We start from the raw sequence: 24,725 nt of genomic DNA, 5'->3' as shown, positions 1-24,725 counted from the left end.
TTTCAGCCAGGAATCCGGACGGAACGGCAGGAAAATGGCACGGAACAAGGGTCAACGCATCGGTTTGGGCAGGTTCCTGTTCAGGCTCTTTGGGTTCTTCTTCATCAGCTTCCTCTGTGGCGTGTTGATCTCCGGGCTGGTGGTCCCGGTGGTTGCGTTCACCAGCACCACGGTGGGTGGGTCCATCGGTTTCTACGAGAGCTTGCCCAGCCAACTCGACGTCAACTCCCCGTCCCTGTCCAGCACCGTGGTGGCCTCCGACGGGACGCCCATCGCCACCTTCTACGCCGAGAACCGCGTCAAGGTTCCACTGGACCAGATGTCGCCGTTCATCCGGCAGGCAATCGTTGCCATTGAGGACAACCGCTTCTACCAGCACGCTGGCGTGGACGCGCAGGGCATCATGCGCGCGCTGACCTCCAATCTCACCAAAGGCACCCGGCAAGGGGCCTCCACGCTGACCCAGCAGTACGTCACCAACGTCCTCAACGAATCCCGGCTCTCGCAAGGCAGACCGGAGGACGTGGTGCTCAGCGGCCAGAAGACCATGGGAGACAAACTCCGCGAAATCAAGCTGGCATTGGAATTGGAGAAGCGGTTCAGCAAGGACCAGATCCTCGAGGGCTACCTCAACATCGTGTTCTTCAACCGCAACGCCTACGGGATCGAAGCTGCCTCACGATACTTCTTCAGCGTTTCCGCGAAAGATCTCAACCTGCCGCAAGCGGCCATGCTGGCGGGCCTGGTCAACGGACCCAGCATCTACGACCCCACGGTTGACCCCAACGCAGCCATTGCACGGCGCAACATCGTCCTGGACCGGATGCTGGAACAGCACGTGATCAACCAGGCGGACCACGACGCGGCCGTGGCAACGCCGGTGGAACTCAAGATCACCCCCTCGCTGCAGGGTTGCGCCGGGGCCGTGATCGCCACCTACTTCTGTGACTACGTATCCCACCTGATCCTGAACAACGACGCCTACGGCGCCACCATGGCAGACCGCGAGCGCCTCCTCTACCGCGGCGGGCTCGTCATCAAGACCACCCTGGACAGCCGCTTGCAGGCCGCGGCCCAGGCCCAAGTAGATGCCTCCGCCGGGGACAACCCGGACAAGTGGGGGGCGGCCATAACCACTGTGGAGCCGGGGACCGGGCGAATCCTGGCCATGGCCCAGAACACGGTGTTCGTTCCAGAGCCGGGCAAGTACGATACCCAGCTGAACTTCAACGTGGACGCCAAGGACGAGAACGGCTACGACCTCAACGGTGCGGGCGGCTTCCAGCCAGGTTCCACCATGAAGCCCTTCATCTATGCAGAGTGGCTCAATGAGGGCAAAAACCCCACGGCCGTTGTGGATGCCTCACGCAGGGTGTACCCCGTGGGCTTTCCGTGGCGTGACAGTTGCGGCCGCGTCCTTGGCGGTTACAGTTCAGCGCAGAAGGCCCAGAACCTCGGCGCCGACGATGACCTGCAGAACAACGACGCCGGCTACTACCGCCCCATGCCCATCAACTACGGGCTGTACAACTCCATCAACACGGCCACCTTCGCCACGGCTGCCCAGCTGGACTTCTGCGGCATCCAACGCATGGTGGACACCGTGGGCCTCCACAGCGGGCTCGACAATGCTCCCGTCAACATGCACCAGATCGGCAACCTGCTGGGCTCCATCGGGGTTGCGCCCGTGGTGTTGGCTTCCGCCTACGCCACCTTCGCCAACGACGGCACCTACTGCAAGCCCATCGCCATCTCCGACATCACCGATTCCCAAGGCCGCAAGTACGACGCCCAAAAAACCGAATGCCGCGATGCCGTGAAGCCGGCCGTGGCGCGGGGCGTCACCTCCGTGTTGCAGGACGTGTTGAAGATGGGATCGGGCGTCTACATCAACCCGAAAGTGCAGAACCAGGTGCCCGTGGCGGCCAAGACAGGAACGTCCAACAACAACGGCGCCACCTGGGTTGCCGGGTACACCACACGTTTGGCCACGGCTTCGTTCTTTGGTGACACCTCGGCGGGCCAGCAGCGCGCGGGGCAGGGCGTCACCATCAACGGGAAGTTCTACAAGTCCTTGGACGGGTACATGATCGCCGGGCCGCAGTGGGCCAACTACATGATGGAGGCCACGGCGCTCTACCCCAGCGGCGCCTTCAATGCCCCGGCTCCCCCACCGGCGCCCGCGCCCATCACCACGGCACCCGCCGTGCCCCGGTTGACGGGGCGGTAAGCTCACCCGGGCGTAGCGACAGCCGCTGCGATCGACAGGCGGGTTAACCCACGACGGCGACCTGCCGCCGTCGTGGGTTGGTTAGCGGGCGTAGCGTTCCGTGAAGTTCCTCAAGACCCGCATGGGTTCGGTGATCGGGGTCTGCCGGGCGGTCTCGATGAGCTCCTCGGCCTGGTGCGGCGGGAAGTAGCCTGCGTCCTTGTAGATGGTGATCCGGGTGACCAGGCCCTCGACGTCGAGTTCAGGGTGGAACTGGGTGGCGTAGAGGTTGCTCTTGATGCGGAACATGTGCACAGGGCAGGCGGCGGAACTCGCCAGCAGGACGGCGTGGCCGGGGAGTTTGCTGCAGGCCTCCTTGTGCCCCACGAAGGCTTCGAAGGCGTGCGGCAACCCGGCGAGCAGCGGATCACGTTCGCCTTCGGCCGTCAGTTTGATCTCAGCAGGTCCCACCGGCTCACCGAACCGCCGGTCGATGGTGGCGCCCTGATGTACACCCAGCGTGCCAACCCCGTAGCAGGCGCCCAGGAAGGGGAAGTCCTGCTCAACAATGCGGTCCAGGAGCTCGGAAAGTTCGGCTTCAACCCGGAGTTGGGCCGGGCTCTTCTCCTCCACAGGATCGCTGGAGGTGTAGGGGCTTCCTCCCACGATCACGCCGGAGTAGTGGTCCAAGTTAATGGCAGGCATTGGCCCTGCTTCCAGCCTCACACGGACCAATTCAGATTCTTCGAGTCCGCAATATCGCAGATAGGCCAGGTACTCGTCGTCGGCTGCGGCGTCTTCGGCCCGGGTCGCCAGCAAAAGGAAGGGCTTCACAGCCCCAGTCTGCGGGAGGACGCCGCGACATTCCAAGTAAATGGGTAGGTCTGGCAGACACTCCCTGCGCGGGAACAAATTGCGTAGCGTTGGAATTGTTCACGCTAACGCCCCGAATACGTGATTCATCCCAAAGGAGCATCTTTGACGCAGGACCCCGCCGTGGTCACATCCCAGCACAACAAGTCACCGAACGAGGTGACGCCCCAGAATCCGGTACCAAGGCAACGCCCCACCAAGATCCCGTGGGGCGGTTTGTTGGTGCTTGCGGCCGCCGGGTTCACGGCGGTGACCACGGAACTCCTGCCTTCGGGGCTCCTGCCGCAGATCAGTCGCGACCTTGGAGTGGATGAATCGGCGGTGGGTTCGCTGACCGCTGCCTACGCAGCGATCATTGTGTTTACCGCGCTGCCCTTATCGCGCCTTCTGGGCGGCAGGGTTCCCCGCAAGACCCTGCTCATCGGCACCGTCCTGGTCTTTGCCCTCAGCAACATCCTGTTGGCACTGAGTCCGACGCTGGCTGTAGCCGTAGTTGCCCGTTTGCTCGGCGGCATCGCCCACGGCATGCTGTGGTCCAGCATGGCTCCCTACGTTGCGCGGATCGTCCCTGCGCATTCCGTGGGCAAGTCCATGGCCGTGGTGTTCAGTGGCACCAGCATCGCCTTGGCCGTCGGCGCCCCGATCGGCACCCTGATGGGGACACTCATGACGTGGCGGGCGTCCTTCATTGTCCTTGCCGGAGTGGGTGTGCTGCTGGCATTCCTTGCGTTCTGGCTGCTGCCTGCCGCGCATGACCCCGGAAACCACAAAGCCCCCTCCATCCGTGCTGCCCTCAAGCTGCCCGGCGTCATCGCAGTTGCCACGGCCTGGCCATTGTTGTTGCTCGCTCATTTCACGTTGTTCACCTATGTGGCCCCCTTCCTCCTGGCATCGGGACTGCCCGAGGCACTCACCGGAGTCTCACTGTCCGTGGTGGGCGTCTCCGGGTTGCTGGGCATCTGGATCGCCGGCCTGACCGCAGATTCCCACCCACGACGTTCGGTGATTGCCGCCGTCGGGCTTCTCTTGCTGGCGTTCGCGCTGCTGCCCGTACTGGGCACGTCGACCGCAGGCATGTTCGCCCTCATGGTCCTCTGGGGTGTGTCCTTCGGCGCCATGCGCATCTACAACCAGGCGGCGATCCTCCGCGCGGGCGGCGAACACAAGGACGCGGCCAATGGGCTCACTGTGGTGACCATCCAGGTGGGCATCGCGGTGGGTGCAGGATACGGAGCCCTGGCCCTCACCCTGCTCGGTGCGCAGTTGGTGCCGCTGGCGGCCGCGCTGCCCACCGCCGTCGCGCTGATGATCATCATGGCGAGCCGCCGCGGCGGGTACCCGGCCGGGGGCCGCGAGAAGCGCCGTTAACATCACCGAAACATGCCAGTCACGCGATCTTCACGAAGGCCGGATTTCTGTAACTTTCCTGCAACTTAGCTCTTCTGAGTCGGAAACATAGCTCACCGAATATTGAACCCGGGGGTAGCGAGGGCCGACATTTCCAGGCCCGTCACGGACAGGCTTGATCAGAAGGGAAACGCAGGTGGAGATCTCTGCGCAAAACGTCTGGCTGATGTTGTCATCGGCAATGGTGCTTTTCATGACCCCGGGCCTCGGCCTCTTCTACGGTGGCATGACCCGCGCCAAGGCGGCCCTGAACATGATCATGATGAGCTTCATCTCCGCCGGCATCGTCGGCGTGGTATGGGTCCTCTGGGGGTACTCGATGACCACCGGCGACGGCATCCTGGGCCTCTTCGGCAACCCCTTCGCACACTTCGGCCTCCAGGACCTGGTGGGCACCCCGGATCTCATCAAGGTGGGCTTCGCCGCGACGTTCGCGATCATCACCGTGGCGCTCATCAGCGGGGCCATCGCCGATCGTGCCAAGTTCGGCGCCTGGGCCGTGTTCGTCCCGATCTGGGTCACGGTGGTCTACTGCCCCCTGGCCTACATGATCTGGGGCGGTGGCCTCATGAGTGCTGGCGGCGCCCTCACCGACATCTTCGGCCAGGTCATCGACTTTGCCGGTGGCGCCGTGGTTGAAGTCAGCTCGGGAACCGCAGCTTTTGTCCTCGCATTGATCGTGGGAAAGCGTCACGGATTCGCGAAGGACCCCAACCACCGCCCGCACAACGTCCCGTTCATCATGATCGGCGCCGCCATCCTGTGGTTCGGTTGGTTCGGCTTCAACGGCGGCGCGGCCACCACGGCGGCACAGGCCGGCCTCATCTGGATCAACACCCTGGTAACCCCCGCTGCGGCCATGCTCAGCTGGCTCGTGGTGGAGAAAGTCCGCCACGGCCACCCGACTTCCCTGGGCGCAGCGTCCGGCGTAGTCGCCGGCCTTGTTGCCATCACCCCGTCCTGTGCCAACATCAGCCCTCTTGCCGCGCTGTGCCTTGGCCTCGTGGCCGGTGCCGCCTGCTGCGTTTTTGTGGACCTGAAGTACAAGTTCGGCTTCGACGACTCCCTCGATGTGGTGGGTGTGCACTTCGGCGCCGGCGTCATCGGCACCTTGTCGCTCGGCTTCATCGCCCTCCCGCAGGACGGCGTCGGCGGCGGCCTCCTCTACGGCGGCGGCCCCCAGCAGTTGATCGCGCAGATTGTCGCAGTGCTGGTCACCATCCTGCTCTCCGGCTTGGGCACCTTGGTGATCGGCCGGGCCATCCACAAGACCATCGGCTTCCGCGTCACCCACGAGCACGAGGTCACCGGCGTGGACCTCACCCAGCACGCAGAGTCCGCCTACGAATTCGGGCTCACGCCCCACGGGCACTTCCGGCAACAGCAGGCGCACCTGTCCTCGCTGATCAAGCGCAAGCCTGCTCCGGCTGGTCCCGCCGCTGAGCCTGCCTCGGGTTCAGCCAAGGAAGACAGCTTCGCCTAGTCTCCCCCACGGAACAGCGGACGACGGCGGTACGCGAGTGCCGCCGTCGTCCGCTGTTGCGCCGTCCCCACCCAAGTAGGTCGCAGTTGTGCGCGTTTAGACCGCTGAAAACGCGCACTAGTGCGACCTAGTTGGGCCCGTTCCAGAGGCGCTGCCACCAACTGCGTTTCGACGGCGGTTCGGGTCCGGTTTCGGGCGGAGCGGCTGCGGCACGCCGGTCACGCCAACGCTGTACTCCCAACTCCACGTCCCGGAGCTTCGTGATCACCGGCGGGCCGCCCTGCAATTGCCGGCGGGCCTCGATCACCCGTTTGTTGAAGTCCTCGAGCGTTTCGCGGACCTGCTTCTCCATGAGGAACTGGTCCAACTTTGACTCCAGTTCAGCGTCCTCGAGGCGCAGCAGAATGGCCGGCGGTCCCAGGCCACTGATCTGCTCGCGCTGGATGAGTCCCTTGACCCACCAGTCGGGGTCGTAGCCTTTGCCGAGGCCGGGGATGGGTTTGCCGGCGTATTTGAGGTTGTCGAACTTGCCCTGGGCCATGGCTTCGCGGACCAGGTAGTCGGCGCGGGCGGCCTCGTTGACCTTGCGCCGTTTCTCGCGGAGGGCGTCGTCGGCGTCGAGCTCTGCGCGTTCCTGGGCGTTGCCTCCGGTGGATCGACCGGCTCGGAGTTCGGCGGCGCGTTCCAGGCGGCGCTTGCTGCCTTCATGGTCCACGGGCCCACCGCCTCTCACGAATCGTCCTGCAGCCGGAGTCGTGGTCTTCTTTCCAGTATTCCCCACAGGTGGGAACTCCAAACAGCCGTGCCGCCACCACCTACTTTGGGACAGGAACACCCCGCCCTGCCGCGTGGTACGGCGTGTCGGGGCACTCCTGAGGTGAAAGTGGGTGGTGGCGGCACACGGTTCACCACGAAATCAGCGAACGGCCATGCTCGGATCCAGTTGCTCAATCCCCTCGGGTGTCACCAGGACAACCCGGGCCGTGCAGATGTCGTAGAACAACCCCGTGGCTTCGAGTTGTCCGGCAGCCAAGGCCGGGCCGGTGACGGGGTGTTGCTCGAGCTTCCCCAACTGCACGGCGACGTTGACCATGCTGAGCTGGTCGAGGCGGCTGAACCCGGCGGCCTTGGCGGCCAACGCCACAGGGTGGTTGTCCACCAACGCCCGGTAGCTGGGCCGCGCGTGTTCCAGCCAGGCATCGAACCCGGAGCCAAGGGCGGGGGCCGACCCCGAAGCGTCGGCGAGCACAGCCTTCATCGCGCCGCAGTTGGAGTGCCCGCACACCACGATCGAGTCCACAGACAAGGCCTTCACGGCAAAGGTCAGGGTGGAATCAATGGAGGCATCGTGGTCATCGCTGCAGACCACATTGCCGATGTTCCGCAACGTCAGCAGGTCACCCGGGCCGCTGCTGGTGATCAGGTTCGGGTTCACACGCGAATCCACGCACGCAACAAAGAGGGTGTCCGGGTTCTGTCCATCGGTGAGGTCCTGGACGAGGGGCCGGACCTTGTCTGCGTGGCGGCGATGGTACTTGTCGATGCCCAGGAGGATTGACCGCAGCGGCGGGTGCCGGTCGCCGTCGTCGTCCGCTGTGCCAGCCGCCACGGAAGGCTCCCACGACGCCCGCGGCGGCAAGGGGAACTCCCGCAGGTCCTGACGCTGGGGCGTGTTGTCCGCAGCATCAGTGAAGGTGGTACTGCCGTGCTCCTCGATGCTGACGGAAGCTCCCGTGCTGCGGTGCTGGGCCCGCCAGGCAAGCAAGGTCTCACGGAAGGCGTGGTCGAGGTAGTCGGCGTTGAGCTCCACCACGACGTCGGCGCCCTCGGGCACCGAACCCAGAACCCGGCTCAACCGGGGCAACGCGAAGAAGCTGCAGGACCCGGCGATCGTCACACGCCACGGCGTCCCCGGCGCGACCGGGGCATGGGCGTGGATCTGTGTTCGCAGGACCCGCCACAGCACGCACAGCGCCGCGAGTGCCAGGCCAATGATCACGCCTTCCAGCAGGTTCAGGACCACCACGCACACGAGCGTCACGGCGTAGACCAGGAGATCACCGGTGCGGAGGCTCGTCTTGATGTCGGCAATCTTGACCAGCTTGGCGCCGATCACCAACAAGAGCCCGGCCAGCACGGACAAGGGGATCAGCTGGATCATGCCGGCGAACAACGCCGAGAACACGAGCACCCACACGCCATGCAATACGGCAGAAGCACGCGACTTCGCACCGGCTTCGACGTTCGTGGCACTGCGGACAATCACGCCGGTTACGGGAAGGCCGCCCAAAAGACCGGACACCACGTTGGCCGAACCCTGCCCCACGAGTTCGCGGTTGAGGTTGGTCCGTGCGCCGGTGTGCATTTTGTCCACGGCGACGGCGGACAACAGCGACTCGATGCTCGCAATCAGGGCCACGGTAATGACCGCCATGACGGCCCCGCGCCAGTTGCCTTCGGGCAGGCTGGGCAACGCCACGGCATCAAGAATGGAACCGCTGAAACTGATCCGCTCCACGCCGGGCGCCACCGCAACGGACACAGCGGTCACGGCCACGACGGCGGCCAGCGGTCCAGGCACCTTGCGCACCGCGGCCGGGAGGTACTTCCAGCCAAGCAAAATGACGACCACTGCCAGGCCCAGGAGCGCGGAGTGCAGTTCGACGGCGGTAATCGCGGCGGGCAGCCCCGCCAGGTTTTCGACGGCGGACCCTGCGGCCTGGCCGCCGAGCAGCACGTGGATTTGCTGGAGGATGATGGTGATCCCAATGCCGGCGAGCATTGCCTTGACCACCACTGGCGACACTGCCAGCGCGGCCCGCCCAACGCGGCTCAGGCCCAGGAGCAACTGCACGACGCCGGCAGCCGCCGTAATCGCGCAGGTCACCTGCCAGCCGAACTCGGCAACCAAACCGGCGACGACGACGGTCAGGCCGGCCGCGGGGCCACTCACCTGAAGGACGGAGCCGCCGAGCGTTCCGGCGACGATGCCACCGACGGCGGCTGCAATGAGGCCCGCCATGATGGGGGCACCTGATGCGGCAGCGATTCCCAGGGACAGTGGGAGTGCTACGAGGAAGACAACCAGGGACGCCGGAAAATCGGCGCCGAGGTTGCTGAGGAAGCTGGGTTTGGCGGCGGGTTTGGCGCCGGGCGGGCTGTGGGCGTCGTTTGCTGTCTTGGATGCCTGCGGCATGGGAATCTCCTTGGCTCGGAAAGTGGACCCCTTCAGCGTAGGAAAATTGTCATGCTGAGTGACAAGCTGATGTGACAGATTTGACAAAAGTTGTGAATGAGAGGCTTCACATGGCGATAAAGGGGAACTTATACGGGGGCCGAACGCGTTGGGGCACCCGCGGATCCGCTCGCCTTCCCCCGCACTTTCACCCGATACCAGGCATGGCTCCCTGGCCATATAGACTTCGCAGGTTGACGCGATGGTCGCGTTTTAATTTTTGAGGGGTTTGAGCCTTTGGCTGCTCTGGGTTTTTCTGCTTTTCCTGCTGAAGGTGCACCGCGCCGTGTCGTGGGTTTGCTGACAGCAACTCTCGCAATCGCTGGCCTCATGGTGGGTGTCACGCCTGCCGCTGAGGCGGACATCGTCTCCGACCGGGTGCCAGTTGGCCAAAGGGTATTCGCCTTGGCCGTCAACGAAATAACCAACAAGGTCTTTGCCAGCAATGACGCGGCAAACACGGTCACCATCATTGATCCGACCAGCAAAGCGCGGAAGACAGTTTCCGTGGGAACCGAGCCCCGCGAACTGGTGGTCAACGAGGCGACCAACAAGGTCTACGTGCAGAATTACGGCGAAACCTCTGTGTCGGTCATCGATGGCAGCTCCGGTACCAGTACGAAGATCCAACTCTCGGAGTTGGCCGGCAAACCTGCGGTGAATGAAACGACCAACAAGATCTACGTCCCACACAGCAGCGGCATCAGTGTGATTTATGGTGCCACAAACACCATCAGAAAAGTTCCTTCGAGCGGAGCCTTCCAACTGGCGGTGAACGAGAAGACCAACACCGTCTATGCCGTCAACTTTGATGGAAGCCTGAGCATTCTGAACGGCTCAACGAACGCAATGACCAAGGTCAACGCATGTGATACGGCCTACGCAGTAGCGGTCAACGACGTCACCAACACGGTGTATGTTGCCTGCCGCTGGGAACGGTCCATCATAGTTTTCGACGGGGCCACGCAGCAGAGTACCGTAGTGCCGACAGGCGCCGGTACCAGCCCCCAGGAATTGGCAGTCAATCGCACAACCAACAAGGTCTACGCCCTCAACTTCGCGGATTCGAGCTTGACCGTACTGGACGGGAAAACCCATTCAGTAGCCACGGTTCCCACCGGTGACTATTCGATCTCCCTCGCCGTCAATGAAGCAAGCAACAAGATCTACGTCTCCGATCAGTATCAATGGCGGGTCCGGATGTTCGCCGGCGCGACCAACTCGGCCACCTTTGTGCCGGGTTTCCATATCCCCGGTCGGATGGCCGTGAATACGAAAACAAACACCGTCTTCGTCCCTGACCTGTATCGCGCCAATAATCAGGACACCAGCGACATAGTGATCATTGACGGCAGGGATATCCCTCCTGTCATCACGTCCGGCGCACCTCCGGAAAAGGGAAGGGTGGGCGCCCAGTATAGCTTCGCATTCTCTGCCAAGGGCTCCTACGGCATCTCCTTCAAGGTTGCCTCCGGGTCACTTCCTCCCGGCCTGACCCTTGAAGGCGGGTTACTTGAGGGAGTTCCGACCAGGGCCGGAAAGTTCACCTTCAGCGTTTCCGCAACCAACGGATTCAGCCCGGATGCCGTGAGTCCAACGTTCACCATTACTGTCTCCCCTGATGACGTCAGGCACGACTTCAACGGCGACAAAAAGCCCGACATCCTGGCGCGGAACAGCAACGGGGATCTGTGGCTCTACCCCGGAAACGGCAGCGGTGGCTGGCAGCCGCCATCCAAGGTCGGCCAAGGCTGGAACGCCATGACAGCACTCGTCACCCCCGGGGATTTCAACGGTGACGGTAAGGCCGACGTGTTGGCCCGTGATTCCGGCGGCGCTTTGTGGCTGTATCCAGGGAACGGCAAAGGCGGCTGGCTGGCGCGTGTCCAAGTGGGCCAGGGCTGGAATTACATGACCGCCATTTCAGGCATTGGCGACTACGATCTGGACGGAAACGCAGATATCGTCGCGGGGGGCCCGAGCGGAGACCTTTTGCTTTACCGGGGCAACGGTCGTAGCGGATGGCTGCAAACCTGGTTCGTTGGGAGCGGTCTGAACGGCATGAACTACCTCTCCGGCCCCGGCGACCTCACCAAGGACGGCGTCCAAGACCTGCTGACCCGCGATGCCAACGGCACATTGCAGAGTTTCGACGGCCATCCGAGGACCTCCTTTGGCCAGGGCGTTGAAATTGGCTGGGGCTGGAACGTCATGACAGCAGTAGCAACACCCGGCGACTTCAACGGCGACGGCAACGTTGACCTCCTGGCCCGCGATGCCGCCGGAACACTGTGGCTGTACCCGGGTAACGGAAAGAGCGGCTGGCTGCCCCGAGTTCAGGTCGGTTCAGGCTGGAATGTCATGAACGCGATCATTTAACCCACGCTGAACATCAGGAGCGTTGCAAGGGCGACGACGGGACCTCCCGCCGTCGCCCTTTCTGTTTCAGGGCAAAAAAACTAAGGCTACTTAGGGTAGCTTGGTTCCAAACAGGCAAGACCAAGAGTCGACAGTTTGGAGGCAGTCCATGGATGAATCCACGAGCACAGCCCAACCCGTCCGCATCAACTCGGAACCGGCACAACTGCAGGCCCTCCAGCCCCTCATCGAAGCGGTGGGCGAACTCGTAGGCGACGTACCGGCCCTGCTGGAGATAGCCAAGGATATCGGCCGAACCGCGCCCCATCCCGGCGAGGGCAGCACAGGCAAACTGTGGGAAGTCCTGGCGTCCGTCACGGCAGTGGACGTGGCAGCAGGCCGGGTCCTGGAACCGCATCTCGACGCCGTGCACATTCTGGCCCAGGCAGGACAACCCGAACCTGAGGGGGCCTGGGGAGTCTTCGCCGCAGAAGGCCCCGGAATGAAGTTGGAAGCCACGCGGGACGAAGCCGGGAACTACGTGCTGAACGGCACCAAGCCATGGTGCTCACTCGCGTCGCAACTCGATGGTGCGGTCATCACCGCCCACCTCCCCCGAGGGCAGGGACGGGCAGCGTTCGCCGTCAACCTGCACCACTCAGGCGTCACCTGCGAGACGCCTGAGTGGACCAGCAGGGGCCTCCTGGAAATCCCCAGCGGGACGGTCCACTTCGAGCAGGTTCCGGCCACGCTGCTCCAAGGACCCGGCTGGTATCACGAGCGTCCCGGCTTCGCCTGGGGTGGCATAGGAGTTGCCGCCTGCTGGCTGGGCGGGGCCGTGGGGCTTGCACGCGATTTCGCCCAGTCCCTGACGGATGCTGCAGACAAGGGCCGCGAACCGGACCAGCTCGCACTGGCGCACCTCGGCGAAATCGATCGGCTCCTTGCTTCGGCGGCAGCCCTCCTCGCCCGCACCGCCGAAAGAATCGACGCCAACCTGACCGGCGTCGGCCCCAGCGCATGGAGCGAGGCCCAGCGTGCCCGCGGAACCGTAGCTGCCGCCGTCGAGCGCATCCAGGCTCTGGTGTCCCAAAACCGAGGGCCCGGCCCCCTGGCGTTCGACGAATGGTACGGGAAGCAGATGGCGGACCTTTCCCTCTACGTCCGGCAGCATCATGCCATGCGGGACGACGCCCAGCTCGGTTCCCTGGCGCTGAAGGGTGACCGGGCATGGTGACGTTCTCGCACACTGACACCGGGACGCCGGAAGCAGCCTGGTCCGCCAGCGGCGTGCGGACGCTGCCCGAGCTGCCCCTCAGCGCCGGCGATCTGGCGGCCACCACGTTCGTGGTGCTGGCCGCCCATCCCGACGACGAATCGCTCGGCGCCGGCGGCTTCCTTGCCAAGCTCCAGGCAGCAGGCGCGTCGATCCGCCTGCTGTTGTGCAGCGCCGGTGAGGCGTCTCATCCGGCTTCACCAACGACGACGGCGGACCGGCTTGCCGCTGTCCGGCTCGCGGAGTTCGAAACGGCTGTGTCCGGGCTGGCACCCGTCGCGACGTGGCGGTATTTGGAAGTTCCGGACCGGCAATTGGCAGCGTCGCGCCCGGCCATTGCCGAGTCCCTCCGGCAGGCCATCGCGGATGAAGGGGTACAGGCAGACCAGGTTGTGATCGTGGCTCCGTACCGGGCCGACGGGCACATTGACCACGACACCCTTGGCAGTGTGGCCGCCGAAGTAGCTGGCGAAGGTGGTCATGGGCTGTTGGAATACCCCATTTGGTACTGGTTGTGGGCCGGACCCGAGGATGTCACGTGGAAGGAGTGGGTGCGGGTCCCTTTGTCTTCCGCGGAACGGGAGGCCAAGGGCAGGGCAATGCGCGCCCACCTTTCGCAGACGGAGCCACTCTCTGATCAGGCGGGAGACGAGACGCTCTTGTCCCCCGCCTTCCTGGAGCACTTTTCACGATCGTGGGAAACCTTCGCTTGGCACCCACCCGTGGCTGGATCCAACAGGGCTGCCGATGCCGAAGAGATCTTCGACGCGGTCCACGCCCGTGAAGCTGATCCGTGGAACTACGCCACCAGCTGGTACGAGCACCGGAAACGTTCCCTGACCTTGGCCGCGCTTCCGGAGGAAAGCTATGGCTCCGGCCTGGAAGTGGGCTGTTCCATTGGCACTCTCAGCGAGGAGTTGGCGCCGCGATGTGGGCAGTTCCTTGCCGTGGACGCCAGCAGCAAAGCCTTGGGCCAAGCAAACGAACGGCTCGGTCGGTTTCGCCATGCCCGGACCCTTCAGGCAACAGTCCCCCACGAATGGCCCGATGGCAGCTTCGACCTGGTGGTGGTCTCGGAAATGGGCTACTACGTGGCACCCGAAGAACTGGCTGAGCTGCTGCAGCGCGTGAAAGTCTCCATGAACCCGGGAGGCACTCTCCTCCTGTGCCACTGGAGGCATCCGATCTCGGGGTGGCAAATGGACGGCGAGACAGTCCACGCGACGGCACGCGAGCAGTTGGACTGGTCCAGCCGAGGGATCTATCGGGAGAAGGACTTCCTCCTCGAGGTACTCGTCTCGCCGGACGGCCCGGCATGACCGGCCATGAGGGCTGGCAGGGCTCAGGCAGCCACCTGGACTTGGGCGGCCAACGGGACGCAGGCAGCCACCTGGACTTGGGTAGCCGCAGCGACGAACCCCTCTCAGCGGCTATCCGTCACGTGGCTGTTGTTGTTCCGGCACACAACGAGGAGCAACGCCTGGGACACGCGCTTGGGTCCCTGCTCCGGGCCACCCAGGGCTTGGAGCAGCTATTCCCCGCAGTGACCACCAGCATCTCTGTGGTCCTGGACAATTGCACCGACCGCTCGGCACGCATCGCCGCGTCCTTTGCAGCAACCCACCCGGTCCTCGCCACCCTTGAGGTGAAGCTGCGGAGCACGGGTGCCAGCAGGGCAACGGGAGTGGCCTTCGCCCTGAAGGTTGCGGCGGAGGACCCGGAGGGCGTTTGGCTGGCCAACACCGACGCCGACTCAACAGTCCCGGCAGACTGGCTGGTCCGGCAGGTGGAACTGGCCAATTCAGGAGCCGATGCGATCCTGGGCTCGGTGGAACCCGATCCGGCCGACAGCGACGCCGCGGTGCTTCTGCGTTGGCTGGAACTCCACCCCTTCAAGGAGTCCCACCCACACATCTACGGCGCCAACCTTGGGGTCAGGGCATCCGCCTACCTGCAGTCCGGCGGATTCCCCGCTGTCCGCGCCCATGAGGACAGGATGTTGGTGGAGAGGCTTCGTCGGCATGGATTCCGGGTGCAGGCAACAGACTCCATCCGTGTCACCACGTCGGGCCGTACACATGCCCGGGCCCCACAAGGATTCGCAGCCTACCTCCGCTCGCTGGCACAGGATGTTCCCGTGGTTGCCGAGTCGGCTTAGGTTGACCACCAGCCATGTACCGCCACGACCCACTTTGAGGTCCGGGCTGCCCCGACACGCCGTACATCACGGCGAGACAGGGAGTTCCTTGCTCAAAGTGGGTCGCGGAGGCACACGGGGCGAGCACTCAACGTTGCCGAAGCACACAGCGTTGCCACCCGGGGCCAGCAATCACCGCGGGGCCAGCAGTCAGCGCCGGACCAGCAATCAGCGCAGGGCCAGCAATCAGCGCAGGGCCATGCTCGGATCCAGTTGTTCGATCCCCTCCGGCGTCACCAGCACCACGCGGGCCGTGTTGATGTCGAAGAACAAACCCGTGGCCTGCACGTTCCCGGAAGCCAAGGCCGGTCCGGTGGCGTGGTGCTCGCCCAGCTTGGCCAACTGGACGGCAACGTTGACCATGCTGAGCTGGTCCAGCCGGCTGAATCCGGCGGCCGCGGCAGCCAGGCCCACCGGGTGGTCGGCAAGGAGGGCCTGATAGCTGGGACGGGCATGCTCCAGCCAGGTATCGAACCCGGAACCCAAGGCCGGGGTGGCGCCTTCGGCATCTGCCAGGACGGCCTTCATGGCCCCGCAGTTGGAGTGCCCGCACACCACGATCGACTCCACCGAGAGGGCCTTCACGGCAAACGTCAGCGTGGAATCGATGGAGGCATCGTTGCTGTCGCTGCAGACCACATTGCCAATGTTCCGTAGCGTCAACAGGTCGCCGGGGCCACTGCTGGTGATCAGGTTAGGGTTCACGCGCGAGTCCACGCAGGCAACAAACAGCGTGTCAGGGTTCTGCCCGTCGGTCAGGTCCTGTACCAGAGGCCGGACCTTGTCTGCGTGGCGGCGGTGGTACTTGTCGATGCCCAGGAGGATGGACCGCAAAGGCGGCTGACCGTCGTCGTCCGTTTGCCCGGCTACCTCCAACGATTGCCAGGACGTGCGCGGCGGAAGCGGAAACTCCCGCGGGTCCTGCCGCTGCGGCGCACTGTGGGCGGCATCGGTGAAGGCCGTGGTTCCGTGCTCCTCGAAGGTCACGGTGGCTCCGGTGTTCTCCCGCTGCGCACGCCAGGCCACCAAGGCTTCACGGAAAGCATGGTCCAGGTAGTCGGCGTTGAGCTCCACCACGACGTCCAGGCCGGCGGGCACGGCCTGCAGCACCCGGTTCAGCCGCGGCAGCGCGAAGAAGCTGCAGGATCCGGCGATGGTCACACGCCATGCCTGGCCCTCACCCGCAGGAGAATGGGCATGGATTTGGGCCCGCAGCACGCGCCACAGCACAGACAGCGCGGCAAGGGCCAGCCCGATGATCACGCCTTCAAGCAGGTTCAGCACCACTACGCAGATCAACGTCACACCGTAGACCAGGAAATCTCCGGTCCGAAGGCTCGTCTTGATATCTGCCACCTTGACCAGCTTGGCGCCGATCACCAGCAACAAACCCGCCAGGACGGACAACGGAATCAGCTGGATCAGGCCCGCAAACAAGGCCGAGAACACCAGCACCCACACGCCATGCAGGATCGCCGAGGACCGGCCCTTGGCGCCGGCCTCCACGTTCGTGGCACTGCGCACGATCACGCCCGTCACCGGCAAACCGCCAAGCAGGCCGGAGACAACATTGGCCGAGCCCTGTCCTACGAGCTCACGGTTGAGGTTGGTGGGCGTTCCGCCATGCATCTTATCCACTGCCACCGCGGAGAGCAGGGATTCGATGCTGGCAATGAGCGCGACCGTCACAACGGCCATGGCCACGGTGCCCAAGCTGCCGTCGGGCAGCCTTGGCAACGCAATCGCGTCGAAAATGGAACCACTGAAGCTGATGCGTTCAACACCCGGCGCCACAGCAACGGAAACGGCAGTGACCACGACGACGGCCACCAACTGACCCGGCACTTGGCGCACCATGGCCGGGGCGTACTTCCACAGCATGAGGATTCCCACTACCGCGATGCCCAGCAGGGCAGATTCCACCTTCATGCCCGCCATCGCGGCCGGCAGAGTCACGAGGTTTTCCACCGCGGAGCCGGCTGCCTTGCCGCCCAGCAGGACGTGAAGCTGTTGCAGGATGATGGTGATCCCGATGCCGGCAAGCATTGCCTTGACCACCACCGGCGAGACGGCCAGCGCGGCGCGGCCCAGGCGGCTGACGCCCATGAGCAACTGCACGACGCCGGCCGCTGCGGTAATGGCGCACGTCGCCTGCCAGCCGAACTCCTGGACCAAACCGGCGACGACGACAGTCAGGCCGGCCGCGGGGCCACTCACCTGGAGGACGGAACCCCCGAGGCTGCCTGCGACGATGCCGCCCACAGCCGCGGCGATGAGGCCCGCCATGATCGGCGCACCGGATGCGGCCGCGATTCCGAGGGACAGCGGCAGGGCTACGAGGAACACCACCAGCGAGGCCGGAAGGTCGGCGCCAAGGTTGCCCAGGAGCCGTGGTTTGCCGGGGCTGGGCTTGGCTCCGGAAGGCTTGTTGCCGGGCGGGCTCAGGGTGTCGCCGGGCACGGCAACAGGACCCGATAAGTGAGACATGAATATTCCTTTTGGCTCGGAAAGATTATTTCCGCAGCCTAAAAAGACACCTAATAATCGTCAACAATATGTGACGGGAAAAACTAAAGTTGCCATTCTTTGCAAATTTTTGGTATTCAAGCCATTCATCCTGGCAAGCAATGAAACCAGCCTTCGAATAGCCAATATAGACCAGAAACGTAGGTTTATGAAAAATCACCATTCAAAAATGTACGTTATTTCCCTAAAATACTTCAGGGTTTTTGGGAATTACCCATCGGCCAGCTTCGACCGGGCCGCGGCAATCGCGGAAGCCGTAACGGTGTCCCTGTCCCCCGAGCCATCCACTGTCAGCAGGATTCCGCGCTGGGAGTAGGCCGTGATTACGGGCTGCGTCTCGTCCCGGTAGAGTTCCAGCCGGCGCTGGATGACAGCCTCGGTATCATCGCTGCGGCCTTGTTCGCGGGCTCGGCGGAGCATCCGCTCCACCAGTTCGTCGTTTGACACCGTCAGGGCCAGCACAACTTCCAGCGCCTGCTGCCGTGCGGCCAGCAACTCGTCCAAGGCACCAATCTGGGCCACCGTCCGGGGGTAGCCGTCCAGCAAAAAGCCCGCACCGGCGTCGTTGTTTTCCAAGCGTCCGCGAAGCATTGCAGTGGTGACGTGGTCCGGGACGAACTCGCCGTGATCCATGTACCTGCCGGCTTCTGCGCCCAGCTCGGTGCCATCGCGGACATGCGCCCGGAACAGCTCACCCGTGGAGATCGCAGGAACACCGAAGTGCCGCGCAATGTACTCAGCCTGCGTACCTTTTCCTGAACCGGGAGGGCCCATGATGATCAGTCGCGCCATGACTCATGTCCGTTTCGAGAGGCGGCCGGGAGTTAAACCATAACGCCGGCGACGACGGGTGGCTCCCGTCGTCGCCGGCTTTTCTTTGAGGCTGATATGGCGCTCAGGCGTTGGCCGCTTCTCCCAGGAGGGCGTCGATCTGCTCGATGGCCAAACGCAGCCCTTCCTCCATGCCCATCCCGGCCATTTTCTCCATCTGCCCTTGGGACTCGAAGACCGAGGTGAGGGTCATTCGGGTCCGCTCGCCCAGCGGTTCGAGCGTCACAGTGGCATGCGTGACGCCAAGGTGGTCCACGGGTTCACCGTGCTCGTCCGCAAAGCCGTCGTCGAACTCGAGGTGGTCCGGAGCGCTGATGGCCGTGATTGTCCAATAGCCATGTGCCTTGGTGCCATCGGGGCCGGTCATGTAATACGCCGCTTTGCCACCGGGAGTGAAGTCGTAACTGGGGAAGGTCGCCGGCCAAGTGGGCGGTCCCCACCAGCGCTCCAGTTGGCGCGGGTCCTCCCATATGCGCCAGACACGCTCAACCCCGGCATCGAATTCGGTGACAATGGTGAAGCTCAGCGCCTCAACGTTCTTGTCCACACTGACAACAGCCATGGCAGATCTCCTTCAGTTATCTTCAGCGAGAATGTCCGCAATCCGGCCGGCACGTTGCCGCCAGACGTCTTCGAATTGATCCAACAGGTGCCGGGCTTGGTGCAAGCCATCATGGTTGCCCCGCACAATCTGCTCCCTCCCCCGCTTTTCCTTGGACACCAGGGAGGCCCGTTCCAGGACCGCGACGTGTTTTTGTACGGCCGCGAAACTCATGGCGTAGAGCGCAGCCAGCCCGGATACCGTGTACTCCCCGGCAGTCACGCGGGCCACGATGTCGCGGCGCGTCGCATCGGACAACGCCCGGAAAAGGCGGTCCAGTTCGGCGTCGGACGTTTTGCTGCTGAGCTGATCTACAACCATTTGGTTGTACGATACGGCGGGCGGCCCGGGGAGTCAATGGCCTGCCAGCTTCTCCAGACTCCCCTTGCGGCCCGCATCTCACCCGGGGTAAGTTTTTTGAAACGTCACAAAGAAAGCGTTTTCCCAGACTCTTGAGGTGAATCTCCATGACCCAGCACGCCCCGGCAACGTGGATCGACGGCGAACCCCCGGCAAGCCTCAGCGGAGGTGCCACGTGGGGGATGCCCTTCCCACGGGGTGCAGTTCAGGCGGCCTCCGCGGTTTCGGTCGAAGACCAGGAGGGCACCCGCGTCCCTGCCCAGGCCTGGCCCCTCGCAACCTGGCCGGACGGGACCCTCAAGTGGGCCGGACTTGCCATCCCGGCAACGGAGCAGCCCTCCTCGGCATACACCGTCCGGTACGGCTCCGGCGAGCCGGACGCAACGGAAGCGCACGACGGCGGCGCGCCAGCCGCCGTCGTACGCTCGCCCCAGGTGACCGTCACCGAAACCGGAGAGGCGGTCACCGTCTCCACGGGACCTTTGGAGATGGTGATTCCGCGCAGCGGGCAGTCCTTGTTCCGCAGCCTGTCCCGCGATGGCTCGGTGGTGGCATCCAACGCCAGATTGGTGAGCCTCCTGCAGCACGGAGTCATCGAGGAGGCCGGCAACACAGTCCGCGACGGCTACACAGGACACGTCCGCTCCGTCACCGTGGAACAGCACGGGCCCATCCGCGCCGTGGTTCGCCTTGAGGGTGCGCATCAAGCCGATGCCGGCACGCGGGAGTGGCTGCCCTTCACGGCGCGCTTCACCTTCCATGCCGGCGCCCGAAGTGTTCGCATGACGCACTCGTTCGTGTGGGACGGCGAGGCTGAACAGGACTTCCTGGCGGGACTCGGCGTGCGGTTCACGGTGTCGCTGGAGAGCGCACTGCACGATCGTCACGTACGGATTGCAGGCGCTGACGGCGGCTTCCTGGTGGAAGGCATCCGGGGTTTGACCGGGCTGCGGCGGGATCCGGGCGAGGCCGTGAGGCAGGCCCACGTGGCCGGACAAGCCACGCCGGCGTTGAGTACGTGGAATCCGGAAGTCTCGGATCGGCTGCACCTCATTCCCTCGTGGAACGACTACACCCTGACGCAGTTGTCCGCCGACGGGTTCGAACTCCGGAAACGCACCGCGCCCGGGCACGGATGGGTGGGGATCTCGGGAGGCACGCGCGCCGCCGGGTTCTGTTCGCTCAGCGATCTGCGGGGCGGGTTCGGAGTTGGCGTGCGCGACTTCTGGCAGTCGCACCCCGGACAGTTGGACATCCGCGGCGCTGCCTCCGAGTCCGCAGAGCTGACCGCTTGGCTCTACTCCCCCGAAGCCCAGCCCATGGACCTGCGTTTCTACCACAACGGCCTGGGCCAGGACACCTTCGAGGAGCAACTCGAAGGCCTGGAGATCACCTACGAGGACTACGAGCCGGGCTTCGGAAACCCCACCGGAATCGCGCGCACCCACGAGCTGACCCTGTTCGCCTACGACTCCACGCCGTCCACGGAGTCCCTTGCCTCGGATGCCCTCGCTGCATCCACTCCCCCGTTGCTGCAGCCCACGACGTCGGTCCTGCACGCGGCCTGCGTCTTCGGCGACTGGGCCCCCGTGGACCGCAGCACCCCCGACCGCGCCGAGCTCGAGGACAAGCTGGACTTCCTGTTCGACTTCTACGCAGGCCAACAGGAACAACGCCGCTGGTACGGGTTCTGGAACTACGGCGACGTGATGCACACCTACGACTCCGACAGGCACGTGTGGCGCTACGACGTAGGCGGTTACGCCTGGGACAACTCCGAGCTCTCCCCCGATCTGTGGCTTTGGTACATGTACCTGCGCTCGGGCCGCGCCGATGTGTTCCGTTTCGCCGAGGCCATGACCCGGCACACGGGCGAGGTGGATGTGTACCACTCGGGACCTTGGCGAGGGCTCGGGTCACGGCACAACGTCCAGCACTGGGGCTGCAGCGCCAAGCAACTGCGCATCAGCAACCCCGCCTACCGGCGCTTCTACTACTACCTGACCGCAGACGAACGCACCGGCGATCTCCTCACCGAACTCGTGGACAGCGACCAGAACTTCCTGGGCCTGGACCCCGTCCGCAAGGTCCGGCCCGACGCCGATACCTACCGTCCGGACCGAGGCGCTTTGGGCGTTGGCCTGGGCACGGACTGGGGATCGCTCGCCGCCACGTGGCTCACCGACTGGGAACGCACCGGCAACCCCCGCTCCCGCGACCGGCTGCTGGGCACCATGGAGGACATCGGCGCCCTGAAGTACGGCTTCCTTACCGGTGAGGCGCTCTACGACCTGGACGCCGGAAGGTTCGACGCCGGCAGGGAAGTCATCAGCGTCTCCCACCTCAGTGCCGTGTTCGGTTTGGTGGAAATCTGCAGCGAACTCATCAACCTGGTTCCGTCCCCGGCCTTTGAGGAGGCCTGGATGCAGTACTGCCGGCTGTTCCTCGCGTCCCCCGCAACGCAGGCGTCGGAGGTGGGGCAACCCTTGGCCGGCATCTACCTCACCCAGGCCCACAGCCGCCTCACCGCGTACGCTGCGTCCCGCCTTGGTTCTGCGGAGTTGGCTGCTTCGGCGTGGGAGAGCTTCAGCGTCGGCGGGGAGAACCTGAACCATGCCGAGGCCTTCACGGTGAAGAAGATCCTGCCGCCCTACGTCCTGACGCCGGTTGACGAGGCACCCACCGTCTCCACGAACGACGCCGCACAATTCGGCCTCGCAGTTATCCAGAACCTGGCCCTCGTCGGTGAGCACCTGCCCGCGGTGGCCCCGCAACAGTAGCCCGCCGCGACGGCTCCGGGGCCGCCGTCGGAGGCTCCGGCGTCGTACGTCTTGTGCCGTCACGACCCACTTTGCCGCGTTTCAAGGCGATAAACAGCCCAAAAAGGTTGATTATCAGCGATCGGGGGCTCAAAGAGGGTCGGGGCGGTACACCCTGAGTCAGCAACCACCTGGCGCCGCACACAACGAAGCCGCCCACCTCCGAAACGGGGTGGGCGGCTTTGTTGTTGGCGCTTACTTCTTGCCGGTATAGACGACGGCGGGTGCGGCCGGAGTCTTCATGCCCTCACCGATGAAGAAGCTCGGGTGGGGCGGCTGGTTGTAGGCCACGTTTTCGCGGGCGACGGCCGTGCGGTAGACGGTGTCGTGCATCAGGGTCCGCAGCCGGACCTCGGTGGGAGCCGTTGTGGTGTAGATCCGCAGCTCCGTGCTGTCCGTGGACGGCCAGGCGATCTCTTCGCGCCAGTCACCCAGGATGTCCGCCTGGATGGAGGGGTTGCCCTTGGTAGTGTTGTTGCTGCGGGCACCATCGGCGGTCAGCAAGCGATCGCTGGTCTCGGTTTCCCAGTTCCACTTGGAGATGGTGGGGACACCACGGGAAACGGTGGCATCGTAGTCATGGTCCACGATTTCCCGGAGCAGGTCGCCGTCCCACCAGGCCAGGAAGTTCGCCGCCGGGATGTTCTCCGCGATCAGCTCACCCTTGGCGGACATCAGCTGGCCCACGGGCGAATCCCACGCTGCGGATCCTCCCACAGCCCATCCTTCAGCACCTTCGTACCGGGGATCAATGTCGCCCGATGCCCCACGGCCGGTGTCCTTGATGGCCGGAATGCTCCAGAGCACTTCACCGGTGGCCGCATCCCGGAACGTGGCGCCACGGTTACCGCTCTGGCTCATGCTCTCGTGGACGGCGAAGGTTTCCAGGCCCGGCCGTGACGGATCAAGGTCGCCGGTGTGGATGGCGTCGCCGTGGCCGAGCTTGGTGTTGTAGAGCGGCTGGCCATTGTCGTCGATGGTCATGGAACCGAATACGAACTCGTCCTTGCCGTCCTGGTCAACGTCAGCCACGGACAGGTTGTGGTTGCCTTGGCCCTTGTATTGGTCGCCTGCCACGTTGGAATCAAACGTCCAGCGCTTCACGAGCTTGCCGTTTACCAGGTCATAGGTCACCAGCACGGTGCGGGTGTAGTAGCCGCGGCTGAACATCATGGACGGGTGTTCGCCATCCAGGTAGGCCACAGCGGCGAGGAAACGGTCCACGCGGTTGCCGTAGTTATCGCCCCAGCTGGCCACCGATCCGCGCTCCGGCTCATAGGCCACGGTGTCCATGATGGTTCCGGTTTCACCCTTGAACACCGTGAGGAACTCGGGTCCACTCAGCACATAGCCGGCGGTGTTGCGGTAGTCGGCGTTGGGGTCACCGATGACTGTGCCGAGAGCGTCCGTGGTGCCATCGGCCGTCTTGAACGAAACCTCGGCCTTGCCGTCGCCGTCGAAGTCGTAGGCCAGCACCTGCGTGTAGTGGGCGCCGGCGCGGATGTTGCGGCCAAGGTCGATGCGCCACAGCTTGGTGCCGTCCAGCTTGTACGCGTCCACGTACACGTTGCCCGTGTATCCCGACTGCGAGTTGTCCTTGGCGTTGGACGGCGACCAGGTCTGGATGACCTCGTATGTGCCGTCGCCGTCGAGGTCCGCAACTGTCGCGTCGTTGGCGGAGTACGTGTAGGGCTTGCCGTCCGGGGTGACCCCGTCCGTGGGCTTGTCCAGCTTGATGGCCAGGTAGTTTTGGGCCAGCGGCGAGACAGCCTCGGTCAGTTTGTCCTGGCCTTGGCCATTGCCCACCGTCTTGATGACGTAGCTTGAGGTGACCGTTCCCGTGGGATCCACGAAGAAGGTCGAATTGCGGATGGGTTGAGGCGTGATGTTGACGCCGTCGCGCAGCACCTGGAACCCGATGCTGTCCTTGTCCAGGCCCAGCATGCGCCAACTGACGGTCACGCCCTGGTCAGACAGGACCGCGACGGGCGCCCGATCCAGGTTTTCCACTTGCCGCTTGGGCGTTTGGCCTTTTCCAGCGCTTACGACGGCGGCTGCGTTGGCTTGCGCTGTTTGGGTGGTTGCCGCTTGCGCGAGGGGCACACCGGTGAAGGCCAGGGCTGCTGCGGCGAGGGTGGCCGTGGCTGCGAGGGGTACGAGTGGTTTGCGGGAGGAACATTTCGAGGGGTAAGCCAAAGAACATCTCCTTTGATGCTGGACAGCGGAGGGTCCGCCGCCCGTTCTTGGAACGTTTCACTTACGCGCCCAGGTATTCCTTTCCACAAATGGCAGGATCCGAGGTTGCGCACCCAACCGGGTCGCCATTGATGCCGTTTTCAGCGCTCATGACGAGATCGACTACTACCTAGCTGGGAAGTGAAAACGCTTTCCGGGGTCTATGTTTACAGCGCTCGACACCCCGGTCAAGAGTTTGACTGGAAATTACTGGGATTTTTCGATTCTTGATGTTCACTTTTGTTCCCCTCCCCCGCACCGAACACCCCATACCCCACCCCACGCCCCACGCCCACCGGACGCTCTCTCACCGAA

General features: G+C 64.2%; 16 protein-coding genes. 8 read left to right on the top strand and 8 right to left on the bottom strand.

All coding sequences use genetic code 11. The features are described 5' to 3' along the window. Positions 1-34 precede the first annotated feature (34 nt). The gene (locus tag ACIQT2_RS08765; RefSeq protein ID WP_402945578.1) at positions 35-2,230 is read left to right on the top strand and encodes a transglycosylase domain-containing protein; all 2,196 of its coding nucleotides are present in this window, start codon (positions 35-37) and stop codon (positions 2,228-2,230) included. Positions 2,231-2,311: 81 nt separating this feature from the next. On the opposite strand, the gene ACIQT2_RS08760 is transcribed toward ACIQT2_RS08765, so the two are convergent. Further along, positions 2,312-3,043 (bottom strand): glutamine amidotransferase, encoded by a 732-nt coding sequence (locus ACIQT2_RS08760; protein WP_402945576.1) that lies wholly within the window; start codon positions 3,041-3,043, stop codon positions 2,312-2,314. A gap of 198 nt (positions 3,044-3,241) precedes the next feature. Here ACIQT2_RS08760 and ACIQT2_RS08755 point away from each other — a divergent pair, with 198 nt between their 5' ends. Continuing rightward, complete coding sequence (locus ACIQT2_RS08755) at positions 3,242-4,450, top strand: MFS transporter (protein ID WP_402945651.1); 1,209 nt, start codon at positions 3,242-3,244, stop codon at positions 4,448-4,450. Positions 4,451-4,625: 175 nt separating this feature from the next. Then, complete coding sequence (locus ACIQT2_RS08750; RefSeq protein WP_402945574.1) at positions 4,626-5,972, top strand: ammonium transporter; 1,347 nt, start codon at positions 4,626-4,628, stop codon at positions 5,970-5,972. Between the two features lie 127 nt (positions 5,973-6,099). On the opposite strand, the gene ACIQT2_RS08745 is transcribed toward ACIQT2_RS08750, so the two are convergent. Continuing rightward, positions 6,100-6,705, bottom strand: a complete 606-nt coding sequence (locus ACIQT2_RS08745; RefSeq protein ID WP_402945572.1) for a DUF1992 domain-containing protein — start codon at positions 6,703-6,705, stop codon at positions 6,100-6,102. Between the two features lie 183 nt (positions 6,706-6,888). Then, the gene (locus ACIQT2_RS08740) at positions 6,889-9,168 is read right to left on the bottom strand and encodes a SulP family inorganic anion transporter (RefSeq protein ID WP_402945570.1); all 2,280 of its coding nucleotides are present in this window, start codon (positions 9,166-9,168) and stop codon (positions 6,889-6,891) included. A 330-nt stretch (positions 9,169-9,498) separates the two neighbouring features. Here ACIQT2_RS08740 and ACIQT2_RS08735 point away from each other — a divergent pair, with 330 nt between their 5' ends. From ACIQT2_RS08735 to ACIQT2_RS08720, 4 genes are all read left to right on the top strand, one after another. Next, positions 9,499-11,586: an FG-GAP-like repeat-containing protein gene (locus ACIQT2_RS08735; RefSeq protein ID WP_402945568.1), complete on the top strand. Its 2,088-nt coding sequence runs from the start codon at positions 9,499-9,501 to the stop codon at positions 11,584-11,586. A 148-nt stretch (positions 11,587-11,734) separates the two neighbouring features. After that, on the top strand, positions 11,735-12,802 hold the full coding sequence (locus ACIQT2_RS08730; RefSeq protein ID WP_402945566.1) for an acyl-CoA dehydrogenase family protein: 1,068 nt from the start codon (positions 11,735-11,737) through the stop codon (positions 12,800-12,802). Continuing rightward, on the top strand, positions 12,796-14,160 hold the full coding sequence (locus ACIQT2_RS08725) for a PIG-L family deacetylase (RefSeq protein WP_402945563.1): 1,365 nt from the start codon (positions 12,796-12,798) through the stop codon (positions 14,158-14,160). Before ACIQT2_RS08730 ends, ACIQT2_RS08725 begins: the two co-directional genes overlap by 7 nt. Next, on the top strand, positions 14,157-14,999 hold the full coding sequence (locus tag ACIQT2_RS08720; RefSeq protein ID WP_402945561.1) for a glycosyltransferase: 843 nt from the start codon (positions 14,157-14,159) through the stop codon (positions 14,997-14,999). Before ACIQT2_RS08725 ends, ACIQT2_RS08720 begins: the two co-directional genes overlap by 4 nt. Before the next feature lie 225 nt (positions 15,000-15,224). Here the strand turns inward: ACIQT2_RS08720 and ACIQT2_RS08715 are convergent, their stop codons facing one another. The 4 genes from ACIQT2_RS08715 to ACIQT2_RS08700 form a co-directional block, all read right to left on the bottom strand. Beyond that, positions 15,225-17,525 carry a SulP family inorganic anion transporter gene (locus ACIQT2_RS08715; RefSeq protein WP_402945558.1) on the bottom strand — a complete coding sequence of 767 codons (2,301 nt, stop codon included), beginning with the start codon at positions 17,523-17,525 and terminating at the stop codon, positions 15,225-15,227. Positions 17,526-17,774: 249 nt separating this feature from the next. Beyond that, positions 17,775-18,356 carry an adenylate kinase gene (locus ACIQT2_RS08710; protein WP_402945556.1) on the bottom strand — a complete coding sequence of 194 codons (582 nt, stop codon included), beginning with the start codon at positions 18,354-18,356 and terminating at the stop codon, positions 17,775-17,777. A 103-nt stretch (positions 18,357-18,459) separates the two neighbouring features. Then, the gene (locus ACIQT2_RS08705) at positions 18,460-18,957 is read right to left on the bottom strand and encodes an SRPBCC domain-containing protein (RefSeq protein ID WP_402945554.1); all 498 of its coding nucleotides are present in this window, start codon (positions 18,955-18,957) and stop codon (positions 18,460-18,462) included. A 12-nt stretch (positions 18,958-18,969) separates the two neighbouring features. Continuing rightward, on the bottom strand, positions 18,970-19,317 hold the full coding sequence (locus ACIQT2_RS08700; RefSeq protein WP_402945551.1) for an ArsR/SmtB family transcription factor: 348 nt from the start codon (positions 19,315-19,317) through the stop codon (positions 18,970-18,972). A 146-nt stretch (positions 19,318-19,463) separates the two neighbouring features. Between ACIQT2_RS08700 and ACIQT2_RS08695 the strand changes: the two genes are divergently transcribed. After that, on the top strand, positions 19,464-22,136 hold the full coding sequence (locus ACIQT2_RS08695; protein ID WP_402945549.1) for a Tat pathway signal sequence domain protein: 2,673 nt from the start codon (positions 19,464-19,466) through the stop codon (positions 22,134-22,136). A 234-nt stretch (positions 22,137-22,370) separates the two neighbouring features. Here the strand turns inward: ACIQT2_RS08695 and ACIQT2_RS08690 are convergent, their stop codons facing one another. Then, the gene (locus ACIQT2_RS08690) at positions 22,371-24,371 is read right to left on the bottom strand and encodes a rhamnogalacturonan lyase (RefSeq protein WP_402945546.1); all 2,001 of its coding nucleotides are present in this window, start codon (positions 24,369-24,371) and stop codon (positions 22,371-22,373) included. Positions 24,372-24,725: the final 354 nt, after the last annotated feature.

The organism is Paenarthrobacter sp. NPDC090522, assembly GCF_044769225.1.
Classification (GTDB): domain Bacteria; phylum Actinomycetota; class Actinomycetes; order Actinomycetales; family Micrococcaceae; genus Arthrobacter.
This window is presented reverse-complemented; position numbering and strand designations above follow the sequence as displayed.

Bases quoted from the DNA above. Each gene is read 5' to 3' on its own strand.
- ACIQT2_RS08765 (WP_402945578.1), top strand. From the start codon at position 35: ATGGCACGGAACAAGGGTCAACGCATCGGTTTGGGCAGGTTCCTGTTC.
- ACIQT2_RS08740 (WP_402945570.1), bottom strand. From the start codon at position 9,168: ATGCCGCAGGCATCCAAGACAGCAAACGACGCCCACAGCCCGCCCGGC.
- ACIQT2_RS08730 (WP_402945566.1), top strand. From the start codon at position 11,735: ATGGATGAATCCACGAGCACAGCCCAACCCGTCCGCATCAACTCGGAA.
- ACIQT2_RS08725 (WP_402945563.1), top strand. From the start codon at position 12,796: ATGGTGACGTTCTCGCACACTGACACCGGGACGCCGGAAGCAGCCTGG.
- ACIQT2_RS08720 (WP_402945561.1), top strand. From the start codon at position 14,157: ATGACCGGCCATGAGGGCTGGCAGGGCTCAGGCAGCCACCTGGACTTG.
- ACIQT2_RS08715 (WP_402945558.1), bottom strand. From the start codon at position 17,525: ATGTCTCACTTATCGGGTCCTGTTGCCGTGCCCGGCGACACCCTGAGC.
- ACIQT2_RS08710 (WP_402945556.1), bottom strand. From the start codon at position 18,356: ATGGCGCGACTGATCATCATGGGCCCTCCCGGTTCAGGAAAAGGTACG.
- ACIQT2_RS08705 (WP_402945554.1), bottom strand. From the start codon at position 18,957: ATGGCTGTTGTCAGTGTGGACAAGAACGTTGAGGCGCTGAGCTTCACC.
- ACIQT2_RS08700 (WP_402945551.1), bottom strand. From the start codon at position 19,317: ATGGTTGTAGATCAGCTCAGCAGCAAAACGTCCGACGCCGAACTGGAC.
- ACIQT2_RS08695 (WP_402945549.1), top strand. From the start codon at position 19,464: ATGACCCAGCACGCCCCGGCAACGTGGATCGACGGCGAACCCCCGGCA.